Genomic DNA, 26,040 nt, shown 5'->3' with positions numbered 1-26,040 from the left:
CCCTAGCCTTCGCTGCCGGTCCGGTGGATGCCGAACACCGCACCCTGCGGGTCCCGGACGACCGCGATCCGTGGTCCGTCCGGGATGTCCGTCGGCGGCATCAGCAGTTCGCCACCGGCCCCCTGAGCGGTGGCGGCCGTCGCGTCGACATCCGTCACGGTGAAGTACGGCAGCCAGTTCGGCGGCGCCTCCGGCGGGAACCTGTCGTCCATGATCAGCATCCCGCCGAAGTCCTCACCGGCCACGCCCCACTGGGTGTACCGCTCGGACGCGGCGTTCACCGTCCACCCGAGGACCGCGGGATAGAAAGCGAGCGCCGGGTCGGCCTCACGGGTGACGAGTTCCACCCAGCCGAGCGCCCCGGGGTCGTTCAGCCGCTCGGCACCGGAGAAGGCGCGCTTCTGCCACAGCGAGAACACCGCGCCGGACGGATCGGCGACGACCGCGAACCTGCCCTGGTCGAACACGTCCATCGGACCGACCAGCAGCGAGCCGCCCGCCGACTTCACCCGATCGACCGTGGCGTCCGTGTCCTCGGTGGCGAACGAGACCGTCCAGGCGGTCGGCCGGCCCGGCTGGTAGATCGGGCTGAGCGCGGCCACCCGCGCGTCGCCGAGGCGCGCCATCGTGTAGCCGCCCGCCTCCTCGCGCGGATCGGTCTCGGAGCGCCAGCCGAAGAGGGCCGCGTAGAACGACTTGGCGGCCGGGATGTCGGAGGTGCTCAGCTCGATCCAGCAGGGGCCGCCGGTTACCGGTTCGGTGAGCTTCATTCGGTTCCTCCGTGGTGGCGTCGGCAGAGCGATGCGTACGCATGTTCGAGCATGTCCGCCCTTGTGCAGTCGAAACGCTATGACCTCGCGCCCGGTGCGGCCATCGGGGAGAAATGTTTTACATGTGTAACACCTGTTAAAGTATTTGGGTGAGTGATGCAACTACCTGGTCCCGGCAGCCCTCCGTCCGCAGACTTCCGCTGGCAGCGCCGCTGCGTCTCGCCCGGCCCTCGGACATGTGGTTCAAACCGGCACTGAGCGTGGTCGTCGCCACCGCCGTACCGGATCTGCTGCTCTTCGCCGTCGACCGGATCGACCTCGTGATGTACACGATGGCCGGTTCCCTCTGCGCGCTGTACGGCCACAACCTGCCGTACGCCCGCCGTGCCAGGGCCGTCGCCGGAGTCGTCGTCGCCATGGTCATCGGCATGGCGATATCCCTGGTCACGGCCTCTCTCACCGGGTCGACCGCCGTGCTGATCGCGGTCGGGGCCCTGCTCGCCGCAGGGCAGAAGACGCTCTGCGACGCCACCCGCATCGGACCGCCCGGACCGGTGATCTTCACCTTCGTCACCTCCGCCGCGCTATTCGCCCCACAGCGTCTCGGCCAGGTGCCCGGCCATCTCGCGCTGACCCTGGCCGCGGGCGCGATCGCCTGGCTGGTCACGGCCGGCCCCGCACTCCTGCGCCGGGAGGGCCCGGAGCGCCGGGCGACGGCCCGCGCCCTCGACGCCGCCGCGGCGTACCTCGCCGCCCCAGGCCACCGCACCCGGCACACCGCGGCCGCCGCCGTGCACGGGGCCTGGCAGACCCTGCTCGCCGCCGGACGCCCCACGCCCGCGCGCCGGGCTCTCGAACGCCTCGTGGTCCACGCCGAAGCCGCCCTCGCCGGAGGCACCCCCGGCACCTGCCCGCTCGCCCCCGCGCCCGGCCCCGACCGGCTCCGGACCTGGGCCCGGCAGACCCGGGCCCGCGGCCCCGTCCCCACCCCGCCGGCCGCCCCCGGCACGTCCGAGGAACTGTTCGGCATCGACGCCGAACGGGCCGCCCGGCACGGCGGAAGCCGTCGTGACGCCCGCCGCGCACTGCTGCGCAGCCTCGCCCCGGGCTCCCCGCTGCTGCCCATCGGAGCCCGCGCGCTCATCGGCTGCGCCCTGGCCGGATACGTCTCCCAGGCGGTCGGCGTCGGCCGCCCCTACTGGGCGATCGTCACCGCCGCCTCCCTGTACCAGGCGAACGTGACACTGTCCTGGAACCGGGCCCTCCAGCGCACCCTCGGCAATCTGCTCGGCGTCCTCGTCTTCGCCGCCGTCCTCCCGGTCAGCCGCACCGGACCGCTGGCCCTCATCGGCTTCTGCCTGTTCTTCGGCTTCGCGGCCGAGGCCCTGATCACCCGCAACTACTGGCTGGGCTCCGTCGCCGTCACCCCGATGGCGCTGCTGGTCCTGGAATTCGGCGGCACCCACCCGGCGGGTGAACTCATCGGCGACCGGGTCCTGGACACCGTCACCGGCGCCGCGGCGGGCATGCTCGCCGCCATGCTGGTGACCAACCGCCGGGCCGCCGGGCGCCTGGAGAAGGCCCTGGTCGCCACCGACCTGGCCCGCGCCCACGCCGTACAGACACTGGCCGCCCCGCAGTCCACGTCCGCCGCGCTCGACGCCGCCCGTCGCAGGCTGACCGGATCGCTCGTCGAACTGCGCGAGGCGGACGACGCCGCGGCGGGCGAGTGGTGGCAGCGCGCCCTGCCCCAGGAGCAGGTCCTCGCCGCCGAGCGGGCCGGACACCGTACGCTCGCCGCTACAGCAACACGGCGGGGGTCGATCGCCCGCGCCCCGGAGAACGGAGCGGTGTGACCGACGACATCGTCGCCTCGGTGGTACGGCAGTGGCAGGCCGTCAACCCGGAGCTGGACACCGGACCGATGGAACTCATCGGCCGCATCAACCGCTGCGCTGCCCTGCTCCAGCAGGCGGAGGACGCCCCGCTGCGCGCCGCCGGTCTGACCCGCGCCGAGTTCGACCTGCTCGGTGCCGTACGCCGTACCGACCGCGAACTCACCCCAGGCGAACTGGCCAGGGAGACCTTCTCGTCCGGTGCCGCGGTCACCAAGCGCCTGCGGGTCCTCCAGGAGCGCGGTCTCGTCGACCGCCGCAGCGACGACCGCGACCGCCGGGTCAACCACATCCGCCTCACCGGGCAGGGCCGCGAGCTGGTGGACACGTTGCTGCCCCGGCAGCTCGCGTACGAACGCGCGGTGCTGTCCGGCCTCGACGAGCAGTCCCGCACTCGGCTCAGCGCCCAGCTCAGCGAGTTGCTGGTGCAGCTGGAGGGACGGATCGGCGGCGGCCGGCGCTGAACCGGGTCGGGTACGCGGGTCCGTACCGACAGCGCGGAAAAATGCCGCGCGGACGCCGGTGCGCCACTGCTAGCGTCCACCGCATGAAGCGCGCTGCCATGACGACGACGCCGGAGAGTGTCCCGGCGCGCTGACAGCTGTGCAGTGAGAAGCCCCGGGGCGAGTGCCCCGGGGCTTCGCCTTGCGGTCACCCGCCCGACGACCGCGAGGAGACCGCCATGCACGACCACCGCAAGCTCGGCCGCGAGCTGGACCTGTTCGACACCGACCCGCTGATCGGCGCGGGACTGCCCTACTGGCTGCCCGACGGCGCCGCCGTGCGACACACCCTGGAGGAGTACATCCGCACCGTCGAACAGCGGGCGGGCTACCGGCATGTGTACTCGCCGGTGCTCGGCAAGCGGGAGCTGTACGAGATCTCCGGGCACTGGTCGCACTACAGCGACGACATGTTCCCGCCGATGGACCTGGGCGGGGAGCAGGTGGTGCTGCGGCCCAGCCTGTGTCCGCACCACGCGGTCATCTACCGCTCCCGTTCGCACAGCTACCGCGAACTGCCGCTGCGCGTGGCCGAGCTGGGCGGCATGTACCGCTCCGAGCTCTCCGGAGTGCTCGGCGGACTGACCCGGGTGCGCTCCATCCAGCTGAACGACGCGCACATCTTCTGCACCCCGGACCAGGTGGCCGAGGAGGCACGGGCCGCGCTGGAGCTGATCGGCGGGGCATACCGGGCCCTGGGCATCAGCGCGGCCCGCTACCGGCTCTCCCTCCCGGGCCCGGGAGGCAAGTACGTCGACGACCCCGGGATGTGGCAGCGGTCCACCGCTCTGCTGACCGAGGTCCTCGACCGCTCGGGAGTGCCCTACGAGGCGGCCGAGGGCGAGGCCGCGTTCTACGGCCCCAAGATCGATGTCCAGGTCGTCGACGGTGCGGGCCGGGAGTCCACCCTGTCCACCGTCCAGATCGACTTCCACCAGCCGGTCCGGTTCGCACTGCACTACATCGGCGCCGACGGCGCGAAACACCGGCCCGTCATGGTCCACCGCAGCATCATCGGCAGCGTGGAGCGGGCCGTCGCCCATCTGATCGAGGCGCATGGCGGGGCTCTCCCCGCCTGGCTCGCCCCCACCCAGCTGGCGATCCTCCCGGTCTCGGGCGCCGAACTGCCTGAGGCCGAGGCGCTCGCCCGGCAGTGTGCCGGCCTGGGGCTGCGGGCCGAGATCGCCGGACCGGAACGCGGCACCCTGGGCGCTCGCATCCGGGAAGCCCGCCTGGTGCCCGGCCAGGCGGTCATCGGGGCCAGGGAAGCGGCCGAGGGGCAGGTGGCCCTGCGCCTGCGCGACGGAACCCGGCTCGATCCGCGGCCCGCGGACGAGGTTCTCGCCCGGATCGCCGCGCTGGTGGACGCGCACAGCATCGAACTCCGGGCGTAGGAACGGCGGAAACGGCAGCGGACCGCCCGGGAACGGTGGTCCGCTGCCGCCTCCCGCACCGCCGGGTCCGTTCAGACCGTGCCCAACAGCGATGCGGACAAGCGCAGTTCCCCGGCACGGCGGGCGAGAGCCGCGTCGTCGCCGCGGTCGGCGGGTGCCGAGGCCATCAGGGCGAGCCGGTCGCGCCGGCTCGAACCCGCCAGCGGTACGGCCACCGTGTGCATGCCCCGGACCGACTCCCCCCGGCTGACCGCGAATCCGCGGGAGCGGATCTCCTCCAGCTCGGCGAGCAGCGCTGAGCGCGAGGCGAGGGTGGCCGGCGTGGCCACGGGCAGCTCCTCGTGCGGATAGTGGGCGCAGACCTGTTCCGGCGTCATCCGGGAGAGCAGTATCTTGCCGCCCGACGTGGCGTGGGCGGGGTGCGTACCGCCGACTTCCGGCATCACCCGCACCGGATGCGGGGACTCGCGGCCGTCGGTGACGATGATCCGGTCGCCGATCAGCGCCGTACTCTGCACCGTCTCGCCGGTGCGCCGCAGCGCGTCCTCCAGTACCGCCCCCAGCCGTTCGCGGACGGCCGTGCCGAATCCCGCCGGGCGGCCGAGCCGGACCAGCTCCGGACCGGCCGAATAGCCGCGGCCGGAGAAGTCCCGGATCGCGAAGCCGCGTCCCTCCAGGGTGCTGAGCACCCGGTGCGCGGTGGACCGGCCCACGGAGAGCAGCCCGGCGGCCTCGGAGACGGTGAGTGTGTCATGGGTGAGGAAGAGCCGCATCAGCCGGAGCCCGGTGTCCAGCGACTCGATGGTGTAGCCCCGGTTCGGCCCCGAGGCGTGTCCATTCCCTTCCGGCTCCGGTGTCAGTTCGGTGACCGGGCCGTCCACCCGCCCATGCGACATGAATGTGCTCCTTTCGATCCGGTTCGATCACATGTGCGTCTGTCCTGCGCTGTGGGACACGGTGGAGTGGCCGACCGAGCCGGATCGCGCCACCTCCTCCGCAACCACCGTACGTGATCGGCAGGTTGGCCTGACTCGATGCCGTGACGGACTCGGACACCGTCCCGTTCTCCGGGACGGACAACTCTTCCCCACGCCGGATCGCACCGGACATCACTCCCTGTGTGCGCGTGACGGCGGTGCGTGCAAAAACTCGTGAGTTTATTACCGCTGGAGCGCTCGCGCAGGGGGTTGGGTGAATATGCCGAAGCACTGATTCGATCTGACTAAGCTCACGCGCAGTGAAGTCGAGTTGATATGAATTCGAGCGCTTGTTCCCGACTGCCCTGCAAGCGTGCATACCTCCCGAATCAACCGCCAGAGGTCCTAGATGGTTCGTGTCGAATCACCGCCGATCGACCGAGAAGTCCCCGTCGCTCGTGCTGTGTTGCTGCCCGTGCTCCTGATGGGCGGCGCCACCGCCGCCGCGGTGGCACTGGTTTCCGCGGCCGTGCGCATACCAGTCGTATGGTGCGGCGCCGTCGCCACCGCCGTGGTCGTCGCGCTGAGCGTCCAACTCGCCCGCCGGGCTCGCGACCTGCGCAGCCAGCGCGCGGTGTACGAACGGCGCTTCGCCGATCTGGAGCGGCGCATCGCCACCCACGACGACGAGACCGTGCGGATCAGCAAGGAGCTCCTGCCGGCCGCCATCCACCGGCTGCGCGTGGGGAATTCGCCCGAAGAGGTGCTCCGTGACGTCGTCGACGCGGATGAGCTGTACCGCGACCTCCCCGACGCCCAGCGCACCCTCGTCTACACGGTGCTGAACATCATCGACAACGAAGAGGCGATGCGTGACTCCGCGCAGCGCGCCTTCGTCAACGTCGCCCGGCGCGTCCAGGCGATCGTCCATCGCCAGGCGAGCGAACTGCGCGAGATGGAGGAGCATCACGGGCGCAACCCCGATGTCTTCGACGACCTGCTCCGCATCGACCACGGCACCGCGCTGATCGGCCGCCTCGCCGACTCCATCGCGGTACTCGGCGGCGCCCGGCCCAGCCGTCAGTGGCCCAAGCCCGTACCGCTGTTCAGCGTGCTGCGCGGCGCCATGTCGCGGATTCTGGAGTACCCCCGCGTCGATCTGCACTCGATCGCCAAGGTCGCCATCATCGGCACCGCCGTCGAGCCGCTCATCCATGCCTGCGCCGAACTCCTCGACAACGCCACCCGCTACTCGCCCCCGCAGACGCGGGTGCACGTCACCGCCGTCGAGGTGCAGACCGGCATCGCCATCGAGATCGAGGACGGCGGCGTCTCGCTGAGCGAGGAGGCCCGCTCGCGGGCCGAGAACATGCTCGCCAGGGCCCAGGCCGGCTCCAACATGAACGACCTCGGCGAGTCCCCGCGTCTCGGCATGGCCGTCGTCGGCAGGCTCTCGCGGATGTACGACCTCCAGGTCTCGCTGCGGCAGTCCGCGTACGGCGGTGTCCGCGCCGTGCTCATCGTGCCCCGCGCCATGATCACCACCGGGCCCGCTCCCGGGATCGCGCACGGCATCGGCGCCACGTCGAGGCCCACCAGCGACATCGACCAGGAGGCCATGAAGCACGTCGTGCCGGCCCGTCGCAAGCCCCGTACCCCCGTGGCCCAGCGACCCGCCACCGGGCCGGTCGCGCCCGTCACCCGGCCGGTCGTTCCTGCGGCCGCCATGGAGGACGACGTCCCCGTGGTGACCGAGTGGACCGCGGGCGGGCTTCCGCAGCGCCGCAGCCGCGGCCGGGCGCCCCTGGGCTCGCACAACCTCCCGGCCCAGCCCGTCGACCCCACCGCAGGCCAGCGCAACGGCTACACCAACGGCTACACGAACGGCCACACCAACGGTCACGGACCCGGCGGCAAGGAGCAGCCCCCCGGACTCTGGCTGGAGGCCTTCACCAACGCGGTCAACGGCGTGCCGCAGGACCCGAAGACCGACGAAGACTCTGACGATGCGTGGGACAAGGGAGACCTGAAGTGATCCAGCAGCGGGGAAACATGGACTGGATGCTCAAGGAACTGGCCGACGACGTACCGGACATCCACCAGATCGTGGTGCTCTCCGCCGACGGTCTGCGCATCGCCCGGCACGGCGGCGACCCCGATGTCGCCGACCGCCTCGCGGCGGCCTGCGCCGGGCTGCAGAGCCTGGCCGCCGCGGTCGCCTCCGAAATCCCGTACAGCGACGGCGTCATGCGACTGGTCGTCATCGAAGTCACCGGCGGTTTCTTCTACTTGATGGCCGCCGGAACGGGTGCGTACCTCGCGGTCCTCGCCGGCGAGACGGTCGATGCGGGACTCGTCGGATCGCGGATGCGCGACATGGTCGTCAGGATCGGTGCCCACCTGACGAGTCCGCCGCGCCACGACGGGCAGGCCGGATGAACTCTCCCCGACGAGAACGCCGAGAGGCCGATCCGGCACTGAGCGATCCGGAGCGGCTGTATGTGATCACCGGCGATCCCGACGGCAGCGAGCGGGCACAGCTTGACCTGGTCACGATGATCGTCGCGCAGGCACAGCCGACGCCGACGGTCCAGCCCGAGCAGGCCGTGATCCTGCGGCTGTGCCAGGCGCCGTTATCCGTCGCCGAGATCTCGGCATACCTCGGTCTGCCGTTCAGCGTGGTGACCTCGCTCCTCACCGAACTCCTCGCTGCCGGACTCATCGAATCGCGCGCGCCCATCGTCCGCGCCACTCTCCCGGACAGGTCCCTTCTCGAAGCGGTGATGCATGGACTTCAGAAGCTCTGACACGATCACCGGCCCCCGGCGCGAGGACGTCCTTCCCACCACGGCGACAGCCGCGGTGAAGGTCGTGATCGTCGGCGGGTTCGGGGTCGGCAAGACGACCATGGTCGGTTCCGTCAGCGAGATCCGGCCGCTGACCACCGAGGAGACCATGACCCAGGCCGGTGTCGGCGTGGACGACAACTACGGGGTGGAGAGCAAGACCGCCACCACCGTCGCCATGGACTTCGGCCGGATCTCCATCAGCGAGGAACTGATCCTCTACCTGTTCGGCACCCCGGGCCAGGAACGGTTCTGGTTCCTGTGGAACGGCCTGTTCGAAGGTGCCCTCGGCGCGGTGGTCCTCATCGACACCCGGCGTCTCGAAGTCAGCTTCGACGTCATCGGGAGACTGGAGGAGCGCGGCGTGCCGTTCGTCGTCGCCATCAACACCTTCCCCGACGCCCCGAAACACCCCGTCGAGGCGCTGCGGAGCGCCCTGGACCTCCCCGAGGAGGTCCCGATGATCGACTGCGACGCCCGACTGCGCGGCTCCAGCCGCGACGTGCTGATGACCCTGATGCGCTACCTGCACAGTCTGGCCCTCCCGCTCGCCTGACCGCAGTACCAACCCCCCGCGCGCATCCCCATCAGTCCGGTACTTGGAAGCCTGATCCCTGGAGCGATCGTGACAACCCCATTCCACTACGAGCCCGGAGCGGCCCAGGGGCCGGTTCCGCCCCCCGAATGCCCGGCCCACGGCCTCGGCATCGGCCCCGGCGGACTGCGCCGGTTCTACGGCCCGGAGGCCGAGCGGGACCCCCACGGGCTCTATGACAAGCTGCGAGCCGAACACGGCACCGTGGCCCCCGTGCTGCTCCACGGGGACGTGCCCGCCTGGCTGGTCCTCGGGCACAGCGAGAACCTGCACATGACCCGTACGCCCTCGCAGTTCTCCCGCGACTCCCGGCGGTGGCGGGCCCTGCAGAACGGCAGCGTCGCCCCGGACCACCCGCTGGCCCCGATCTTCACCTGGCAGCCGATGTGTGTGTTCGCCGACGGCGCCACCCACGAGCGCCTGCGCGGCGCGGTCACCGACAGCATGGGCCGGATCGACACCCGCGGCGTCCGCCGCCATGTCAACCGCCACAGCAACCGGCTCGTCAACGACTTCTGCCAGGAGGGCCGTGTCGACCTGGTCAGTCAGTTCGCCGAGCGGCTGCCGATGATGGTGATGTGCGCGATCATCGGCATGCCCGAGGAGTACAGCGACCGGATGGTCCAGGCCGCCCGCGACATGACCCGGGGCACGGCGACCGCCGTCGCGAGCAACACCTATGTGCTCGACGCGCTGACCCGGCTCGTCCAGCGCCGCCGGCGCGAACCCGCGGACGACTTCGCCACCTGGCTCGTCGAGCACCCCGCCGGGCTGAACGACCAGGAGGTCAGCGAGCACCTCCGGCTGATCCTCATCGCCTCCTACGAGGCGACCGCCAACCTGATCGCCAACGTCCTGCGCATGGTGCTCACCGACCCGCGCTTCCGGGCCAGGCTCAGCGGCGGGCACATGACGGTGCCCGAGGCGGTCGAGCAGACACTGTGGGACGAGCCGCCGTTCACCGCGGTCTTCGGCCGCTGGGCGGTCGGTGACACCGAGCTCGGCGGCAAGCAGATCAAGGCCGGTGACGCGTTGATCGTCGGCATCGCACCGGCCAACACCGACCCGGTGGTCCGGCCCGATCTGACCGCCGACATGGCGGGCAACCGCGCCCACCTCGCCTTCAGCGGCGGCCCCCACGAATGCCCCGGCCAGGACATCGGACGCGCCATCGCGGACGTCGGTGTCGACGCCCTGCTGATGCGACTGCCCGACCTCGAACTCGCCGTCGAGGAGAGCGAGCTGAGCTGGATCGGGAACATCATGGGCCGGCACCTGGTGGAGCTCCCGGCGGACTTCGCCGCGCGCGCCCCGCAGGACGACAAGGAACCGCCGTCCATGGGGAGGCCCAACCCGCCGCGCCAGGACTGGGAGGTGCAGTCGACGGTCCGGCACACCGCACCCACCCCCGGGCGCGCCCCGGCCGCCGCGCCCACGGGTGCGACGGCCACTGCTGTCGACGAGTCGGAGGGCGCGGCCTTTGCACCGTCCCCCGTCGGCCGGATCCCGCAGCAGCGCGGCGAGTCCGCGCCGGCGCGGCTGTGGCGGGCCGTTTCGCGCTGGTGGAGCGGCAGCTGACCCGACCTGCACCCGGGGCCCTGCCCGTAAAGTCCCGCCTGCCCTGAGGGCAGACGGCGCTACTTCGCGGACACGGCCCCGGGCCGTACCATGCACAAGCGTGAAGCTGACAATTCTGGGCGGCGGCGGATTCCGGGTTCCACTCGTGTACGGGGCGCTGCTCGCCGACCACGCCGAAGGCCGCGTAACGGCGGTCACCCTCTACGACACCGACGCCGGCCGGCTCACCGCCGTGGCCCGGGTGCTCGGCGAACAGGCCGCCGGCGTACCGGACGCGCCCACCGTCACCGCCACCACCGAACTCGACGAAGCACTGCGCGGCGCCGACTTCGTCTTCTCGGCGATCCGTGTCGGCGGACTCGAAGGCCGGGCGGCCGACGAACGGGTGGCCCTCGACGAAGGCGTACTCGGCCAGGAGACGGTCGGCGCCGGCGGCATCGCGTACGGCCTGCGCACCGTGCCGGTCGCCGTCGACCTCGCACAGCGCATCGCCCGGCTCGCCCCCGAGGCCTGGGTCATCAACTTCACCAACCCGGCCGGCCTGGTCACCGAGGCCATGTCCCGTCACCTGGGCGACCGGGTCATCGGCATCTGCGACTCGCCGGTGGGCCTCGGCCGCCGCATCGCCCGGGTGCTCGGCGCCGACCCCGACCGGGCCCGGATCGACTACGTCGGGCTCAACCACCTGGGCTGGGTCCGCCGACTGTACGTCGACGGCCGGGACGAACTCCCCAGGCTGCTCGCGGACCCGGAACTCCTCGGCTCCTTCGAGGAGGGCAGGCTCTTCGGCACCGACTGGCTGCGGTCGCTGGGCGCCATCCCCAACGAATACCTGCACTACTACTACTTCAACCGGGAAGCGGTACGCGCCTACCAGGACGCCGAGCAGACCCGCGGCGCCTTCCTCCGCGAGCAGCAGGAGGGCTTCTACACCCGGATGAAGGATCCCACCACCCCCGCCCTGTCCGCCTGGGACCGCACTCGCGCCGAGCGCGAGGCCACCTACATGTCGGAGAACAGAGAGGTCGCCGGGGTCGGCGAGCGGGACGAGAGCGATCTGGAGTCCGGCGGCTACGAGCAGGTGGCGCTCGCCCTCATGCGGGCCGTCGCCCGCAACGAACGGACCTCGCTCATCCTCGACGTCCGCAACCGCACCACGCTTTCGGTGCTCGACGCGGACGCCGTGATCGAGGTGCCGTGCCTGGTCGACGCCAACGGCGCCCATCCCGTCGCCGCCGACCCGCTCCCGTACCACGCCGTCGGACTGGTCACCGCGGTCAAGGCCGTCGAGCGCGCGGTACTGGACGCGGCGGAGAGCGGCTCCCGGGCCGCCGCCGTGAAGGCCTTCGCACTGCACCCGCTGGTCGACTCGGTGACCGTGGCCGACCGCCTCGTCGACGGGTACATCAAGGTCCATCCCTCTCTCGCCTACCTCAACCGGCCCTGACGTCCCTCAGGCCCCGGAGCCTGCTCCGGAGGAGCGGAGTTCGCTGCTGACCAGGAGGTGGAGCTGGGCCGCCAGCCACGCCCCGGAACGGACGGCGAGGGCCTCCTGGTTCGGCATGGCCCCGTCGTCCAGGGTCTCGGTGAAGGCGCGCAGCAGGGTCGCGGCGCGGGTCAGGCCGGTGCGGGAGAGCGCGGTCGCCGCTTCGTCGATCCGGGCGCGGGCGGGGACGTTCAGATGGCGCAGCCCGCTGTGCGGCACCGCAGCCATGGCGGACATCGCCTCGTCCAGCGCCGCCGTCAGCGGCTCGGACGGGCGTCGCCCCACCGCTGCCAGCGCCGTGGAACCGTCACCCGCGGCGAGATCGGGCACGACCGTCCCCGCCGGGGTGAGCACGGCGAGCGGATCGATCCGGACTCCACCGCCGGACCGGTGCAGCGAACCGCTGATGTGTGTGGCGCCGCCCTCCAGCGCATCGGCCAGGGCGTCCAGCGCGCCGGGGCACTCCGGCCGGTACTCCGACGTCACCAGCGCCCGGGTCCCCGCCGCGTCGCGCACCACGGCTTCGAGGCGCTGCTCGGCCGGGTCGTAGCCGACGCTCTCCACCTGCGACAGTGCGACGACATGGACCGCCTCCGCCTCGACCCGCGGCCGGATCAGCCGGGGCGGCCTGCCGTCCCAGCCCGCCGTCAGGGCGGTCAGATCCCGTACGAGCAAAGGGTCGGGCAGCTCCGTCCAGGCGGCGCCGACCGGGGTGATGGTCGTCGTGCCGAGCCTGCCCCGGGCGACCGTCAGCGCGCGGCTCGGGGTGCGCCGGACGCTCTCGCTGACCAGGCTTGCGGTGGCCAGCGAGCCCAGCGGCGTGGCGAGGACACGACGGGTGGCCAGCTGGTGGGCGGAGAGCTCCTTGCCCTCGGGGGCCGTCCAGGTCTTGCGCAGTACGAGGACGGTGCCCGCGCCGGGGTGGGCGAAGTACACCTCGGAGACCAGGGACTGCGCGGTGCCGTGGACGCGGCAGCCGAGCGAGACGAGCCGGACCCGGCGCAGCGGGGTGTCTCCGGCCTCGCGGGTGCCGAGCACACCGGGATGTGCGGCGGCCCGCCGCCGGGCGTGCAACTCGGTGAGCAGGGCGGCGACCGACTCCGGGCGGTAGTGCGCGTTGCGGTCGGCGTACGCCGTGAGCTGGTCCGTCAGCTCGGCGAGCGCGCCCGCCGGCCAGTGCAGCGATGCGGTGGTCAGCGCGGCACCGGCACGCGCCAGGGCTCCGCCGTGCACCGGCCCGACATGGGCCACGCCCTCCGCCAGCAGCTCGTCCGCCAGCCCCACGGCCGCGTCGAGCGCGGGCAGGGTCGTGGCCGGTGCGGTGGGGCGGCCACCGACCTGGACCGGTACGGAACGTTCCTCGGTGTCCATGGCGTCGGCGGCTTGGAACGCCCATACCGCGAGCGCCACCACCTCGCCGCGCAGCGCGGCCGCCGCGTCCGTCAACGCGTAGGCGATCTCGCCGGGGACCGGGAAACGCACCGCGCAGGTGGGGAGCTCGACCCGGGGCTCGGGGTGATCGGGGGAGGGGCGGTGCACCACGGCGGCGTAACCCCGCTCGAAGGTGCGTCGGGCCGCGGCGAGGGGGCGGGCGCCGACGGCCTCGGCCAGAGCCGCGTCGCCGGTGCCGCCGGGGGACCAGTCGGTGAACGCGGCGGGGGCGCTGCCCGGATCGGCCGCGGCAACGCGCTGATGGGCCAGCACCAGGGCGATGAGGTGGCGGCACACCCCTGGTGCGACGCAGCTGCAGTCGCCCTCGTCCAGACCGGTGCCGGGCGGCAGCGCCGCGGTGGTGCCGTCGGCGAAGCGGGCGCGCACCGTGGTGTCCGGATCGGTCGTGAGCGCGGGCACCGTCCCCGCGTCCAGCTCCTTCGTGGCGCGTTTGACCAGGCCGCGGTTGGCCAGCGCGGCGAGGGTCTCCGGAGTGAGGGCGAGCAGATCGGGGCGCACGGCGGTGCTGGTTCCCGCGTCGGTCATCGGCCCAGCCTCTCGGCCACGAACTCGGCGAGCCGGCCCGGTGTCATCGCCCCGACGTGCGCCCCGGCCGAGGCGAGCTTCCCGGCCGTCAGCCGGTCGTAGTCCGGCTCGGCGTCCTCGTCGAGCGCGGCCAGCCCCAGCACGGTCGAGCCCTGCTCCACCAGCCCCCGCACCGCCCGCACCAGCCGGTAGGGGTCGCCCCCCTCGTAGAAGTCGGTGATCAGCGCGACGATCGTGCGCCGGGGGTTCTCCACCAGGCCCGCGCCGTACTCCACGGCCCGCGCGATGTTGGTGCCGCCGCCCAGCTGGACCCGCATCAGCAGCTCCACCGGATCGCTCACGTCGGCGGTCAGGTCCACCACCTGGGTGTCGAAGGCGACCAGATGCGTCTTGAGACCGGGCAGACCCCACAGGCACGCGGCGGTCACCGCGGAGTGGATGACCGATCCGGCCATCGAGCCCGACTGGTCGACCAGCAGGATCAGCTGCCACTGTGTCACATGGCGCCGGGCACGGGAGTGGAAGTGGGCGCGCTCGATGAGCAGGCGCCGTTCGGCGGGCTGGTAGTGGGCGAGGTTGGCCTTCACGGTCTGCCGGAAGTCGAAGTCCCTCGCCAGCGGGACCTGGCTCGGCCTGCGGGAGCGGGTGCCGTTAAAGGCCCGGCGGATCTCCGGCTGGAGCCTGGCCAGGAGCTGTTTCACCACCGACTCGACGATGCGCCGGGCCAGCCGCAGCACCTGCGGATTCATCAGATGCTTGGTGCGCAGCACGGCACGGAGCAGGGTCTGGCTCGGCTCGACCCGCTCCAGCACCGCGGGGTCGGTGACGATCTCCTGGATCCCGTACTTCTCGACGGCGTCGCGCTCCAGACGCTCGATGGTCTCCTTCGGGAAGAGCCGGTGAATGTCGTCGAGCCAGTCGATCGCGGTCACCGCGGACGGGCCGTCGCCGCCCTCCCGGGCGGTGGTGCCGGAACGGCGCACCCCCCGCCGGGCGAGGTCGGGGTCGCGGCCGTAGAGCCAGTCGAGGGCGGCGTCGCGGCCGGCGTTGCCCGGCCCCAGGGGCCCGGTGTGCCGTTCGGCGGCGGAGCCGAGGACCAGCCGCCACCGCTCCAGGCCCGCGTCGGGAGCCGTGCCGGGCTCCTCTCCGGGCACAGGCGCCCGGCCGGGTGCTTGTTCGGGCGTGGTCATGGGGTGGCTTCCAGTTCGTAGCGGTCCAGCAGTCGGGACACGGATTCCTCCAGGGCGCGGGCCCGGGCGATCAGCAGGGGGTCCGCGGTGGTCCGCAGCAGGGAACGCGACGAGCCGCGCACCCCGCGCCGTTCCAGCAGACGGCCGGCGATCCGGTCCCGCTCGCGCGGCGGGAAGAACGCGAAGGCCTGCCGCAGCGCGGGCAGCCCGGACAGGAACTCGTCGTCGGGCAGCGCGCAGACCAGGCCGTCCAGCACATCGATCAGCGATTCGGCACCCTCGCCGTCGTCGCTGCCCACCGCGCCCGTCACCTCGTCGCGGGCGAGCGCGAACAGCCCGGCCAGCCAGTCGCCGAGGGCGTCCGTGCCGGCCCTCGCCACCGTACGCACCGCCTCGGCCGGGTCTCCGGCCGCGCCCGGTACCTGCCCGAGCGAGCGGCGCAGTCCGAACGCGGCCCCGCGCAGATCGATCGGTGCCTCGGGGTCGCCCGCGATCCGCCAGGCGATGCCGGCCGCGGTCTCCCGGGCCAGGGAGAGCAACTCCGGTGCGTGCAGCACCGCGTCGCGCACCGCGACCACGGCCCGCAGCCGGGGGAGGTCCACCCCTGACGAGCCGCGCGCACCCTCCAGGAGCCACAGCAGCCGCTCCGTCGACCCGTCGATCACGGTGCCGAGCAGCGGACCGCGTGCCATGCCGAACACCCGGTCGTGCCGCCACAGCCCGAGCGCCGTGGCGAGCACCTCCCCGAGCGGGCCGGGCATGGGCAACTCGCGTACACGGGTGGCGAGTTCGCCGAGCAGCTGGTCCGAGAGACCGTCCGTCCCGCACAGCACGGCGTCGAACAGCGCCCCCGCCAGGTGATCGGCCTCCGCCGAGCCGGCCCGCGTCCGCTCCGTGAGTGCGACAGCCGCCGCCTCGGCCAGAGTCGCCCCGTACGCCCCTGCCTCCACCAGCGCGGCCTCGCGCCCCGCGACGGACCGCGCCTCCCAGCGTTCGGTGAACACCGGGTCCACACCGTGCGCGGGACCGGCGGTCCGGACATGGCCGGGGATCCCCAGCACCCGCAGTCGGTGGAGCGTCCGGCTGCGTTCCAGACCGGCGGCGTCCGTGAGGTCGAGGCGGTAGGTGGCTTCCGGGCCGCCGTCGAGCGCCAGCCCGGCCAGCTGCGCCGCGACGTCGTGGACCAGGGGCGGCGCCGGAGTGCCGGGATGGAGCCGCCCGGTGCGGTCGCCGCCGCAGGCCGCGACCATCTCGACCACCGCGGGATGGGCACCCGCCGTCATGGTGTCCCGGCCCGTCCACGGCAGCGGGCGGTCCAGGTCGTCCGTGATCAGGGCGCCCGCCAGGCCGTCCAGCACATCGATCCTGGCGGGGCGCGGATGGCCGCGCAGTGCCGTGAGCCCCTGGGCCAGGCTCCGGGCGGCGATCAGATCGGCGGTGGACACCGGGAACTTCCGTGCCCGCAGCCGCTCGACGACCACCCGCAGCAAGCCGTCCGCCGCGGCCTCGGGACCCGCCTCCCACACCCGCTGGTAGTAGCCGGGCGACGGCATCCCCGACTGGTACCCGGCGAACGCGTCCAACTGCCGGAAGGAGTAGGGCACGAGGAAACTCCCGGCCATGGCGCCGTCCGGCGGGGCGGGCACCCGGGGCCAGCCGTCCTCGCCCCGCTCCCAGTCGTCGCCCGAGCCGCCCGGCTCACCGGATCCGGCGAGCGCGCGGAGCGCGGGCTGGTGGAAGCCGCCGGTGACCACCAGAACCGGCCGGTCCCCGGCGGCATCCACCGCCGCGCGCACCCACGCGGCCATGTACGTCTCCCGCGCCCGGTCGCCCGCGTCGGCCTCCGCGTCACCGCGGACCAGCGCGAAGTACGCGTCGAGCCGCTCGGTGAGACCCTCGGCCGGTTCGACCTCGAACAGGCGGTCCCACAGAGCGTCGGAGGAGTCCACCGCGAAGTGCCGGCACAGCCGCTCCGTCGCCTCCGCATAGCGCGCCTCCGCGTCGGCATAGCGATTGGTGCGCTCGGCGAAGGCCGGATGCCAGGCCGGCAGATCGATGAAGCGGACCTCCGCCCCGGCCGCCCGCCCCGCCCGCAGCGCGACCCACTCCGGCGAGTAGTCGCACAGCGGGGCCCAGGACGTCGCGGCCCGCTCCTCGTCGCGGTAGTGACTGAACACCGCGACCGGCAGCTCGTGTCCGAGCAGCAGCTCGTCCAGCCGCCCGTTCATCTCGGCGGGGCCCTCGATCAGCACCTGGGCGGGCCGGAGCTCACCGATGGTCCGCTCGACCAGCCGTGCGCAGGCGGGGGAGTGGTGACGCACCCCCAGGAACACCGCGGACATCAGTCGGCCAGCAGATGGCGTGCGTCGTGCAGGGCCTTCCACTGCGGACCGCGACGGTGCGGCACCTGCTGCTCCAGATAGCGGCGCAACCGGGCCAGGTCCTCCGGGCTGTCCTTCGCCGCCGTACCGGCCAGACAGGCCACCACATCGGCGGCACTGCCGGGCTCGCCACGCAGGAACCAGCCGCGCACCCCCACGGCATGGGCGACGGACACGGCCTCCGCCGTACTCATCACCGCCGAGGGCCGGTCCGGACCGGCGCCGGAACCGCTCCGCTCACCGGACCCCGAGCGCAGCTCCCGGAACGTACCGACCAGGACCTCCAGCACATCCCGGTCCGGCGGCGGCTCCACTCCGGAGCGTCGCAGCAAGGTCGTCACCTCGGCCTCCACCAGGGCCAGCTCGGTGTCCAGGTCGGGGATCGGGAAGACCGTCTCGAAGTTGAACCGCCGCTTGAGGGCAGCGCTCATCTCATTGACACCCCGGTCCCGGGTGTTGGCCGTGGCGATGACATTGAAGCCCTGCCGGGCGAAGACCATGCCGTCGGGCCCGGTCAGCTCGGGGATGGCCACCACCCGCTCGGAGAGCAGCGACAACAGCGAGTCCTGCACCTCCAGCGGACAGCGGGTGATCTCCTCGAACCGGACGAGTCTGCCCTCCGCCATGCCCCGCAGCATCGGGGCGGGGACGAGCGACCGGGTGGAGGGCCCCTCGGCGACCAGCAGCGCGTAGTTCCAGCCGTACTTGATCTGGTCCTCGGTGGTGGCTGCACCGCCCTGCACCGTCAGCGTCGAGTCCCCGCTGACCGCTGCCGCGATCAGTTCGGACAGCAGCGACTTGGCGGTGCCCGGCTCTCCGACCAGCATCAGCCCGCGGCTCGTCGCCAGCGTCACCAGAGCCCGGTCCACCAGTGAAGGGTTGCCGACGAACTTCCGGCTGATGCCCGTCTCCACGTCACCGATGATGAACCGGCGCGCGGCACGCAGACTCAGCTCCCAACCGGGCGGACTCGGATCGCGGTCGTCCGCCCGCAGGGCCGCCAGCTCCTCGGCGTACCGCACCTCGGCCGGGGGCCGCTGAACCGGTGCCGCATCGCCGTCCGGTGCCTCACCACGGATCTCGTCCCGCTCGGTCACGATGCGACGCCCTCGGTGAGTTCGGCCAGGTCGACGAGGAGTTCGGACAGGGTCACCGCGTCCAAGCCGGTGAACCGGAGCGAGTGGGTGCGCCGCGTCCAGTGGTCGTCGGGCTGATCGTCGAGCCAGACCGTCTCCAGAACCTGCTCGGGGAACATGTCGACCACACCGACCGCGATGCCGGGATCCAGTGCGATCACGAGGTAGCAGTCGTCGCTCAGCCGCTTGGAGATCCAGCGCTCCACCCCGGCGTCCTGCGGGACACCGCGCCGCCAGCCGCGCCGCTCCAGCCCGAGCACCTTCCCGATCGGCACCTTGAGGCCCTCGAACCGGGTGAGCCGGTACTCCCCGGCCTCCTCCTCGGGCAGCGTGAGCACGGTGCGCCCGAGCTGCGGGAACGGCTGCAGGATCTCGTAGTCGGCGAACACCTCGGCCCAGGTGGTCAGTTCGTCGCCCAGGTGCAGCGGGTGCGCGAGCCGCACGGTCGCGTCGTCGGGCAGGACGAAGACATCGTCCTCGGCGTCGGCGAACGTACGGTCCTCCGCGACCCGGAACGCCGTGCGCGCTGCACCGTCCGTCCCGCTCAGCCACACCAGCCGGCGCACCAGGTGCCACAGCAGCGGATGACCGACGAACAGCTCCTGGAACTCCTGGGCCGTCCAGGACCGTCCGGCCACCATCGCGGCCTCCAGCCGCCTCACCTGGTCCGAGGCGACCGTCCGGACGTCCTTCTTGAGCGCCATGAACCGCTTGCGTTCCGCGGGGGCGAGCTCCGCGTCGTCCCGGGCGCCGGGCTTCGGGAGGTCCTTGCGGCGCTTGCCGTCACCGTCCAGCACGTACGGCCGCAGCTGCTCGTCGAAACCGACCGTGAACGAACGGGTGCCGTAGTCGACGACGGTCGAGCCGTCCGCGTCCAGGCCGAAGTCCGGAACCAGACGGTCGGAGAGCTGCTCCCCGGTCAGCCCCAGCCCCGCGGCGACCTCGGCGATCTTCTCCTGGGCCCGCACCTTGAGCGCCTTGAACTTCACCCGCTGCGAGATGCCGTGCAGATGCAGAAGCGCCACATCGCTGCCGATGGACGCCAGCACATCGAGCCCTTCCACCGCCCGGTGGTGTGCCCCCTCACCGGGCCAGGCACGGATGATCGGCGTGAGCCGGCGGACCGTCCCGTCGTCACCCAGCAGCCCCAGCGCGTGCAGGGCCCACGACTCCTTCGCCGGCATGTTCGCCAGCCGCCACTGCTCGAAGAGGGCCCACGCGAACTCGGCGAGCGAATCGGCTGTGGCCGTTTCGGTCAGCGCGGCGATTCCCGGATACACCTCACCGGGCTTCGACAGCGCCAGCATCATCAGGGCATGGCGCGCCGACGCCACCGGCAGCGCGCCGCCGGACCGGACCAGGATCTGCGGCAGCACCGAGGGCTCCGCCCAGCCCGGCAGCACCGGCATCTTGGCGGGCAGTGCCCGCTCCAGCGGGTCCGCGGCCAGCAGCCCGTCCACCGCGGCCGCCGCCTCCGCGCCGTACCCCCGGGCGGCCTCGCGCACCACGGCGTCGCCGTGCACCGTGGCGATCAGCGTCAGCGCCTGCTCGGCGGAGCGCCGCGCGGTGCCCGCCTTGCCCACGGCGTCCGGCACCAGGAGCGGGGCGGCCGCCACGCCGTGCCGGGTGAACCAGGCACGGGCGGTCGTCGCAGTGGACTTGAGCCGGACCGCCCAGTTGGCCATGGCCCGGGCGACTTCGACATCGACGTACGGGAGCAGCAGCGGGGCGAGCGTACTCGGCTGCCGGGGCACGGCGCGCAGCAGCAACGGCAGCGTGGCCAGGCCGAAACGGGCGGCGATCGGCCTGAGCGTGTCCTCGGCGTCCCACAGGTCGGTCGGATCCCAGGTCGCGAGCAGCGGGGCGACCATTTCCTCGTCGCCGTGGACGAACACCCACGCCGGCCGCAGACCTTCCCCGGCCGGGTTGTGGCGCAGGACGTCGACGTACTCGTTCAGATCGGCGTTGTTCTGCTTGGTGGTGTACCAGGAGGAGGTGGCCGCCCAGGCGGCCTGTTCCTCGGGCAGCCACTCCAGGGAGGGCTCGGACACCGCGGTCAGCCCTGTCACGGCCTTGGTCTTGACGGTGGTGCGGGGCCGGGACCACGGCGGGGCCGTCAGCACCGCCGGCAGGGCGTCCGCCGGTGCGTCGGCGATGAGGTCCGCCGGATTGAGCAGCGGTTCGACGATCTCCACGACCTCGGGTCCGAGATCGCCGAGCACCGGCGTCAGCAGCTCACGGCAGGCGCCGACATGACTCCGGAGCAGTTGCAAGGACCGGGACGCCGCAGCCGAACCGCCACCCGCCTCCGCGGCCAGCAGACGCACCGCACGCACCGGATAGCGGCGCATGGCTTCCAGGAGCGAGGGGCGGACATGCTTGGAGTCCGCATGCGCCAGCAGCCCGAGGAAGGCCTCGTCGGTGGGCAGCTCCGCCAGCGCCTCGGCGGCGAGCTTCACGTCGTCCGAGTAGTAGTGGTTGCCGTCGAGCGTGGCGGCCAGCGGCTGGGAGACGGCCGGCCCGATGCCCTCGGCCACCGTGGCGATGATCGCGACACCGAGGGTGAAGTCCGGGCGGTAGGGGAGCAGCGCCAGCTGGTCGGCCGAGTACAGCGAGCTGAACACCATGGCACGCAGGGTGCGGTCCTGCTCCGCGCCCACCGCGGGATCCGCGCAGAGCTCGTCCACCCAGTGGGTCTCGCTCGGCACCAGGTAGGAAACGATGATCCTGCGCATGACGTCGGTGCGGCACCTGGCCAGTGCCTCGACCGCCGCCCGGTAGGTCTCTTCGTCGGCCGCGGCGAGCAGCGCACGGACCCGGTCGATCGGCGCCCGGTGATGCCAGGACCAGTACGAGTGGCGGGGCCCCGCGAGCGCCAGCAGCCGGGGCGCGCCCCGCTGGAGGCCGCTCTGCTGCCAGTCGGCGTCGACCGAGAACACCTCGGTCGCGGTCACTGCGGCGAACGGCAGGCCGTAACGCTCGGACCAGAAGTCTGCCCACCCCGATACGTTCACGATCGAGGCCAGCGCGGCGGCACCGGCCGGTGAGGGACTTCCGCCGAAGTGTGCGCGCAGCGACTCGGCCGCCGCGGCGTCCGAACGCGGCGAGTCCGCGAACTCCTGGATCCAGGCGGCGTCTTCCGCGAGCCTGGCCTCGATCGTGTCGAACGCCTCCCGCCGGATCCTGACCGGCCCTCGGCGCACTCCGCCGCGCCGGGGGTGGAGCACCCGCTTCCAGTGGGCGGGCAGGGTGAAGGTGTCCTCGTCAGGGAGAACGGGTGTGTCCTCCTGCGGAACCGCACCGGGAGCGGCCGAGGCTGTCGTGGCGTCCGGAGCGGGAGCGGCGACAGCGGCAGCGGGGGCCGAAGCCGACGCCGCGACCTCGCGGTACCCCTTCTTCTCCTTCTCCGCGATCGTCTTGACGACCTGTGCCGCCGCGGCCTCGGCCGACGCGTACTCCTTGGTCTGAGTACGTCCGTCGCTTCCGCACCGTCCGTAGCGCACCGTCACCACGGCGCCCTCGGCCTCGGTCTCCCAGAACTTCGACGCAGTGCCCTCGACATATTCCCAGCGGCGCACGGCTCCGCCCCTTCCCGCCCGCAGCCCGCTCCGCCGCGGGCCTTTCGATCAGTGGTGCCACAGTAGAACGGGCCACTGACAACGCAGCGTGACCGGGGGGCCCGACGGGATCAATCAGCAGGTCAGGGGGTAGAGATGGCGCGCTCGCCGCCGGACGGCGCCCACGACGGCGCCACCCCGGTCACCTGGCACACCATCAGGAAGAGCGGGATGGGCGGGGTGTACGGCGTGCGGTTGTCCGGCTGGTGGATCAGCCGGGGCCGGACCGCGGGGACGTACGCCCCCTTCGCGTAGGCGGCCTGCGGGGGCCAGTCCAGATCGAGGTCGGAGCCGGCGGGCACGATCCACCACCAGCGCTCGGCGTCCGCGAAGACGCAGCCGGTGCGCGGCAGGTGCGACATCAGCCGGAAGCCGTACCGGGCCGGTACCCCCACCGCGTCACAGCCCAGACTCGCCGACAGCGCGGGCGGCAGCGGCAACCGCACCGTGCCCGCCGCGCCGACGGGCGGCCGGGGCTCACCGGTGCGCCGCGTGCCGAGCAGATGGGACATCGCGTTCTTCAGCATGACCGCTCCGAGCCGTGCGGCAGTTCCGCCCAGACGATGCGTCCCGAGCCGTTGCCCGCGTCGCGGGAACCCCAGGAGCTGCACATCGCGTCGACGAGCAGCAGGCCGCGTCCGTGCTCGTCGTCGGAGGTCCGGCGCAGCTGCGGCCCGCCGGGCTGGTGCCCTTGGTCCTGCACGGCTATGCGCAGCCGTCTGTCGAGGCGGCGCAGCTCGCACACGACGCGGGAGCTCATGGTGTGGACCACCGCGTTGGTGACCAGCTCCGAAACGATCAGGAGCGCCGAGTCATGGGCGTCCGCGTCCAGCCGCCACTTGTCGAGCCGGGCCCGGGTCAGCCTGCGTGCACCGGCCACCGACTCGGGGTGCGCGGGCAGGGCGAAGCAGTACCGGAGCGCCTCCGTCCCGGGACTGAGATCCATGAGCCGGGGGATGAGCGCACTGCCAGGTGCCACAACCGATTCCTCACAGTGGGGGCTGCGTCACGCTCCGCGTTCTCACGCGAATGAGGGCGGGCGAGACATCGTGAACTGGTTCACTGACCAACTCTCCCCCTGTCGTGAACACTTGGCAAGGGGCACTCTGAAATTTTCAGAGTGGCAGTGTTCTGGGTGGCCCGCGCATGGCACACTGCTCGCAAACAGCGCATGGGGAGGTCTGAAGTGAGCGAACCGCGGTCCGCCCCGACCGTGGGTCAGGTCGTTCTCGGCAAGCGCCTGCAGGATCTGCGGGAGCGCGTCGGCCTGAGCCGTGACCAGGCTGCCAAGGTGCTGCGGGTGGCACCTGCGACGATACGCAGGATGGAGACCGCCGAGGTCGCTCTCAAGATCCCCTATGTGCAGATGCTGCTGAAGGCGTACGGGGTCCTGGACGACGAGGCCGAGGCCTTCGTGGAGCTCGCCGAGGAGGCGAACAAACCCGGCTGGTGGCAGCGGTTCCACGACGTGCTGCCCGACTGGTTCAGCATGTACGTCAGCCTGGAGGGCGCCGCGAGCCTCCTGCGCATGTACGAGCCGCACTTCGTCCCCGGACTGCTGCAGACCGAGGACTACGCGCGTTCGGTGCTGCGCACCGGAGCCGTGGGCCAGACCAGACCCGAGGACATAGAGCGCCATGTGGCGCTGCGGATGCAGCGCCAGTCCCTGCTCACCAGACCGGACGCCCCGAAGCTGTGGGTGGTGATGGACGAGACGGTGCTGCGCCGCCCCGTCGGCAGCGTCGACGCCATGCGGGAGCAGATCGACCGGCTTCTCGAAGCGACCGAGATGCCGCATGTGACGCTCCAGATCGCGGAATTCTCTACCGGACACCACCCAGGCACCTACGGCCCCTTCGTCCTCTTCCGCTTCGGGGTCCCCGAACTCCCCGACATGGTCTACAGCGAGTACCTGACCGGAGCCGTCTACTTCGACGCGCGCCCCGAGGTGGCCTCCTACCTCGAAGTCATGGACCGCATGGCGGCTCAGGCCGCAACTGCACAACGCACGAAGGAAATCCTCCGGGACTTCCGCAAGGAGCTGTGATGGATCCCATATACAACGGCATGCCGGCCGCTGAACTCGGCTCCGAGGGCTGGCACAAGCCGTGGAGCGGTGGGAACGGAGGCAATTGCGTCGAGGCGATGAAGCTGTCCGACGGCAGAATCGCCGTACGTCAGTCCGCCGATCCCGACGGCCCGGCCCTGATCTACACCCCTCGTGAGATCGCGGCGTTCATCCAGGGGGCCAAATCCGGTCAGGCGGACTTCCTGCTCACCTGAGTTCGCGGCCCGGCCGCCCGGGCCGGTTTTCTTGCCCGAATCCGCAGCGCCGGAGCCGACCGGGCCCCACACTCTTGTTGTTCGCCGACCTATGGACCCATGGAGCGCGCTATGACCGGGCACGAAACCCAAGGTATCGAGATCGACACCACCAAGCCCCACCCCGCCCGGATGTACGACTGGTTCCTCGGCGGCAAGGACAACTACCCGGTCGACGAAGAGATGGCCCGCCAGCTGCTCGCCCTCGACGCGCGGGGGCGGGACATGGCCCGGGTCAACCGGGCCTTCATGCACCGGGCCACCCGATGGCTGGCCGAGAACGGCATCCGCCAGTTCCTCGACATCGGCACCGGCATACCGACCGAGCCGAATCTCCACCAGATCGCCCAGCGCACCGCCCCGGACGCGCGCATCGTCTACTGCGACAACGACCCCATCGTCCTCGCACACGCGGCGGCCCTGCTGCGCTCCACCCCACAGGGCGCCACCGAGTACATCCAGGCCGACGCCCGCAAGCCCGAGACCATCCTCGAAGCGGCCGGCCAGGTTCTCGACTTCGACAAGCCGATCGCCCTGTCGCTGCTCGCCCTGCTGCACTTCCTGGACGACGGGGACGGCGCGGCCGAGCTCGTCGACCGCCTCGTCGAACGGCTCCCCTCCGGCAGCTATCTGGTGCTCTCGCACACCACCGGGGACTTCGACCCCGAGGGCGCGGCGCAGGCGTCCGCCATGTACCGGGCCCGGGGAATGACGCTGCGCCTGCGCTCCCACGCCGAGATCACCACTTTCTTCGACGGGCTGGAGCTCGTCGAGCCCGGGGTCTCGCTCTCCGCGGACTGGCACCCGGAGCTCGGCGAGGTCATCGAGGTCCCCGGCGACGGCCCGATCCCGGGCTACGCGGGCGTCGCCCGCAAGGCCTGACCGCGCCCCGTCGTCGGCGGCCGACCGGCCGGCAACCCCCCGGCTCCCCGAGCCGGCCTCACCGCAAGCCACAATGGACGCATGTCACGACGCACCACACGGCCGGGGCGCCCCGCCGCCGGAGCACGGACCCCCGCCGTCACCGCGGAGTCACCGTGCCCCTGTGGCCTGCCCGCCACCTACGCACAGTGCTGCGGCCGCCTGCACTCCGGGACCGCCGCCGCGCCGAGCTGCGAGGCGCTGATGCGCTCCCGGTACGCCGCCTTCGTCGTCCGGGACGAGGCGTACCTGCTGCGCACCTGGCACCCCGACACCCGGCCGCCCGCCGTCGACTTCGACCCCGCGATGCGCTGGGTGCGCCTGGAGGTGCTGGAGACGACCGAGGGCAGCCCGTTCCACACCACGGGCACGGTCACCTTCCGTGCGCACTACACAGACAACGGGCGGCCCGGCTCGCTCCACGAGAAGAGCCGCTTCGTCCGCCACGAGGGCGCCTGGGTGTACGCGACCGCGGTCTTCGTCGACTGACGCGCGGGTACGGCGGCCGGACC

22 protein-coding genes are annotated in these 26,040 nt (G+C 72.2%); 13 read left to right on the top strand and 9 right to left on the bottom strand.

Going from position 1 to position 26,040, the window contains the following annotated elements; translation table 11 throughout:
- Positions 1–2: 2 nt before the first annotated feature.
- Positions 3–770, bottom strand: coding sequence for a VOC family protein (locus BT364_RS11435; RefSeq protein ID WP_072485043.1), 768 nt, complete (start codon positions 768–770; stop codon positions 3–5).
- Positions 771–1,006: 236 nt separating this feature from the next.
- On the opposite strand from BT364_RS11435, the gene BT364_RS11430 reads away from it, so the two are divergent.
- From BT364_RS11430 to thrS, 3 genes are all read left to right on the top strand, one after another.
- Complete coding sequence (locus BT364_RS11430; protein WP_079179407.1) at positions 1,007–2,626, top strand: FUSC family protein; 1,620 nt, start codon at positions 1,007–1,009, stop codon at positions 2,624–2,626.
- Complete coding sequence (locus BT364_RS11425; RefSeq protein ID WP_072485041.1) at positions 2,623–3,129, top strand: MarR family winged helix-turn-helix transcriptional regulator; 507 nt, start codon at positions 2,623–2,625, stop codon at positions 3,127–3,129. The genes BT364_RS11430 and BT364_RS11425 overlap by 4 nt, the downstream gene beginning before the upstream one ends.
- A gap of 218 nt (positions 3,130–3,347) precedes the next feature.
- The gene (gene thrS, locus BT364_RS11420; protein ID WP_072485040.1) at positions 3,348–4,562 is read left to right on the top strand and encodes a threonine--tRNA ligase; all 1,215 of its coding nucleotides are present in this window, start codon (positions 3,348–3,350) and stop codon (positions 4,560–4,562) included.
- Between the two features lie 71 nt (positions 4,563–4,633).
- On the opposite strand, the gene BT364_RS11415 is transcribed toward thrS, so the two are convergent.
- The gene (locus tag BT364_RS11415; protein ID WP_079179406.1) at positions 4,634–5,458 is read right to left on the bottom strand and encodes an IclR family transcriptional regulator; all 825 of its coding nucleotides are present in this window, start codon (positions 5,456–5,458) and stop codon (positions 4,634–4,636) included.
- Between the two features lie 430 nt (positions 5,459–5,888).
- Between BT364_RS11415 and BT364_RS11410 the strand changes: the two genes are divergently transcribed.
- The 6 genes from BT364_RS11410 (at position 5,889) to BT364_RS11385 (ending at position 11,945) form a co-directional block, all read left to right on the top strand.
- On the top strand, positions 5,889–7,514 hold the full coding sequence (locus BT364_RS11410) for a sensor histidine kinase (protein ID WP_072485039.1): 1,626 nt from the start codon (positions 5,889–5,891) through the stop codon (positions 7,512–7,514).
- On the top strand, positions 7,511–7,918 hold the full coding sequence (locus BT364_RS11405; RefSeq protein WP_072485038.1) for a roadblock/LC7 domain-containing protein: 408 nt from the start codon (positions 7,511–7,513) through the stop codon (positions 7,916–7,918). Before BT364_RS11410 ends, BT364_RS11405 begins: the two co-directional genes overlap by 4 nt.
- Entirely contained in the window at positions 7,915–8,286 is a 372-nt protein-coding gene (locus tag BT364_RS11400) for a DUF742 domain-containing protein (RefSeq protein WP_072485037.1), read from the top strand. The genes BT364_RS11405 and BT364_RS11400 overlap by 4 nt, the downstream gene beginning before the upstream one ends.
- Positions 8,267–8,881, top strand: a complete 615-nt coding sequence (locus BT364_RS11395) for a GTP-binding protein (protein WP_072485036.1) — start codon at positions 8,267–8,269, stop codon at positions 8,879–8,881. The genes BT364_RS11400 and BT364_RS11395 overlap by 20 nt, the downstream gene beginning before the upstream one ends.
- Before the next feature lie 69 nt (positions 8,882–8,950).
- Positions 8,951–10,498, top strand: coding sequence for a cytochrome P450 (locus tag BT364_RS11390; RefSeq protein WP_072485035.1), 1,548 nt, complete (start codon positions 8,951–8,953; stop codon positions 10,496–10,498).
- 100 nt (positions 10,499–10,598) lie between these two features.
- Complete coding sequence (locus BT364_RS11385) at positions 10,599–11,945, top strand: 6-phospho-beta-glucosidase (RefSeq protein WP_072485034.1); 1,347 nt, start codon at positions 10,599–10,601, stop codon at positions 11,943–11,945.
- Positions 11,946–11,951: 6 nt separating this feature from the next.
- On the opposite strand, the gene BT364_RS11380 is transcribed toward BT364_RS11385, so the two are convergent.
- From BT364_RS11380 to BT364_RS11350, 7 genes are all read right to left on the bottom strand, one after another.
- The gene (locus BT364_RS11380; RefSeq protein ID WP_072485033.1) at positions 11,952–13,961 is read right to left on the bottom strand and encodes a hypothetical protein; all 2,010 of its coding nucleotides are present in this window, start codon (positions 13,959–13,961) and stop codon (positions 11,952–11,954) included.
- Entirely contained in the window at positions 13,958–15,151 is a 1,194-nt protein-coding gene (locus tag BT364_RS11375; RefSeq protein WP_079179405.1) for a VWA domain-containing protein, read from the bottom strand. Before BT364_RS11375 ends, BT364_RS11380 begins: the two co-directional genes overlap by 4 nt.
- Positions 15,148–17,493 (bottom strand): DUF5682 family protein, encoded by a 2,346-nt coding sequence (locus BT364_RS11370; RefSeq protein ID WP_072485032.1) that lies wholly within the window; start codon positions 17,491–17,493, stop codon positions 15,148–15,150. Before BT364_RS11370 ends, BT364_RS11375 begins: the two co-directional genes overlap by 4 nt.
- The gene (locus BT364_RS11365) at positions 17,493–18,629 is read right to left on the bottom strand and encodes an AAA family ATPase (RefSeq protein WP_072485031.1); all 1,137 of its coding nucleotides are present in this window, start codon (positions 18,627–18,629) and stop codon (positions 17,493–17,495) included. The genes BT364_RS11370 and BT364_RS11365 overlap by 1 nt, the downstream gene beginning before the upstream one ends.
- Positions 18,626–22,246, bottom strand: a complete 3,621-nt coding sequence (locus BT364_RS11360; RefSeq protein WP_072485030.1) for a WGR and DUF4132 domain-containing protein — start codon at positions 22,244–22,246, stop codon at positions 18,626–18,628. The genes BT364_RS11365 and BT364_RS11360 overlap by 4 nt, the downstream gene beginning before the upstream one ends.
- Positions 22,247–22,368: 122 nt before the next feature.
- Positions 22,369–22,812 carry a hypothetical protein gene (locus BT364_RS11355; protein ID WP_072485029.1) on the bottom strand — a complete coding sequence of 148 codons (444 nt, stop codon included), beginning with the start codon at positions 22,810–22,812 and terminating at the stop codon, positions 22,369–22,371.
- Complete coding sequence (locus BT364_RS11350; RefSeq protein WP_072485028.1) at positions 22,806–23,264, bottom strand: ATP-binding protein; 459 nt, start codon at positions 23,262–23,264, stop codon at positions 22,806–22,808. Before BT364_RS11350 ends, BT364_RS11355 begins: the two co-directional genes overlap by 7 nt.
- A gap of 207 nt (positions 23,265–23,471) precedes the next feature.
- Here BT364_RS11350 and BT364_RS11345 point away from each other — a divergent pair, with 207 nt between their 5' ends.
- The 4 genes from BT364_RS11345 to BT364_RS11330 all read left to right on the top strand — a co-directional run bounded on the left by BT364_RS11345 (position 23,472) and on the right by BT364_RS11330 (position 26,017).
- Complete coding sequence (locus tag BT364_RS11345) at positions 23,472–24,332, top strand: helix-turn-helix domain-containing protein (RefSeq protein ID WP_072485027.1); 861 nt, start codon at positions 23,472–23,474, stop codon at positions 24,330–24,332.
- Positions 24,332–24,568, top strand: coding sequence for a DUF397 domain-containing protein (locus BT364_RS11340; protein ID WP_072485026.1), 237 nt, complete (start codon positions 24,332–24,334; stop codon positions 24,566–24,568). The genes BT364_RS11345 and BT364_RS11340 overlap by 1 nt, the downstream gene beginning before the upstream one ends.
- A 111-nt stretch (positions 24,569–24,679) precedes the next feature.
- A complete protein-coding gene (locus BT364_RS11335; protein ID WP_072485025.1) occupies positions 24,680–25,489 on the top strand; it encodes an SAM-dependent methyltransferase in 810 nt (269 codons plus the stop codon).
- An 81-nt stretch (positions 25,490–25,570) separates the two neighbouring features.
- Positions 25,571–26,017: a YchJ family protein gene (locus tag BT364_RS11330; protein ID WP_072485024.1), complete on the top strand. Its 447-nt coding sequence runs from the start codon at positions 25,571–25,573 to the stop codon at positions 26,015–26,017.
- Positions 26,018–26,040: the final 23 nt, after the last annotated feature.

It is taken from the genome of Streptomyces atratus (assembly GCF_900119365.1).
Lineage (GTDB): Bacteria > Actinomycetota > Actinomycetes > Streptomycetales > Streptomycetaceae > Streptomyces > Streptomyces atratus_B.
Note: the sequence above shows the minus strand (reverse complement) of the source record. Positions and strands in the feature narration are given on the sequence as shown.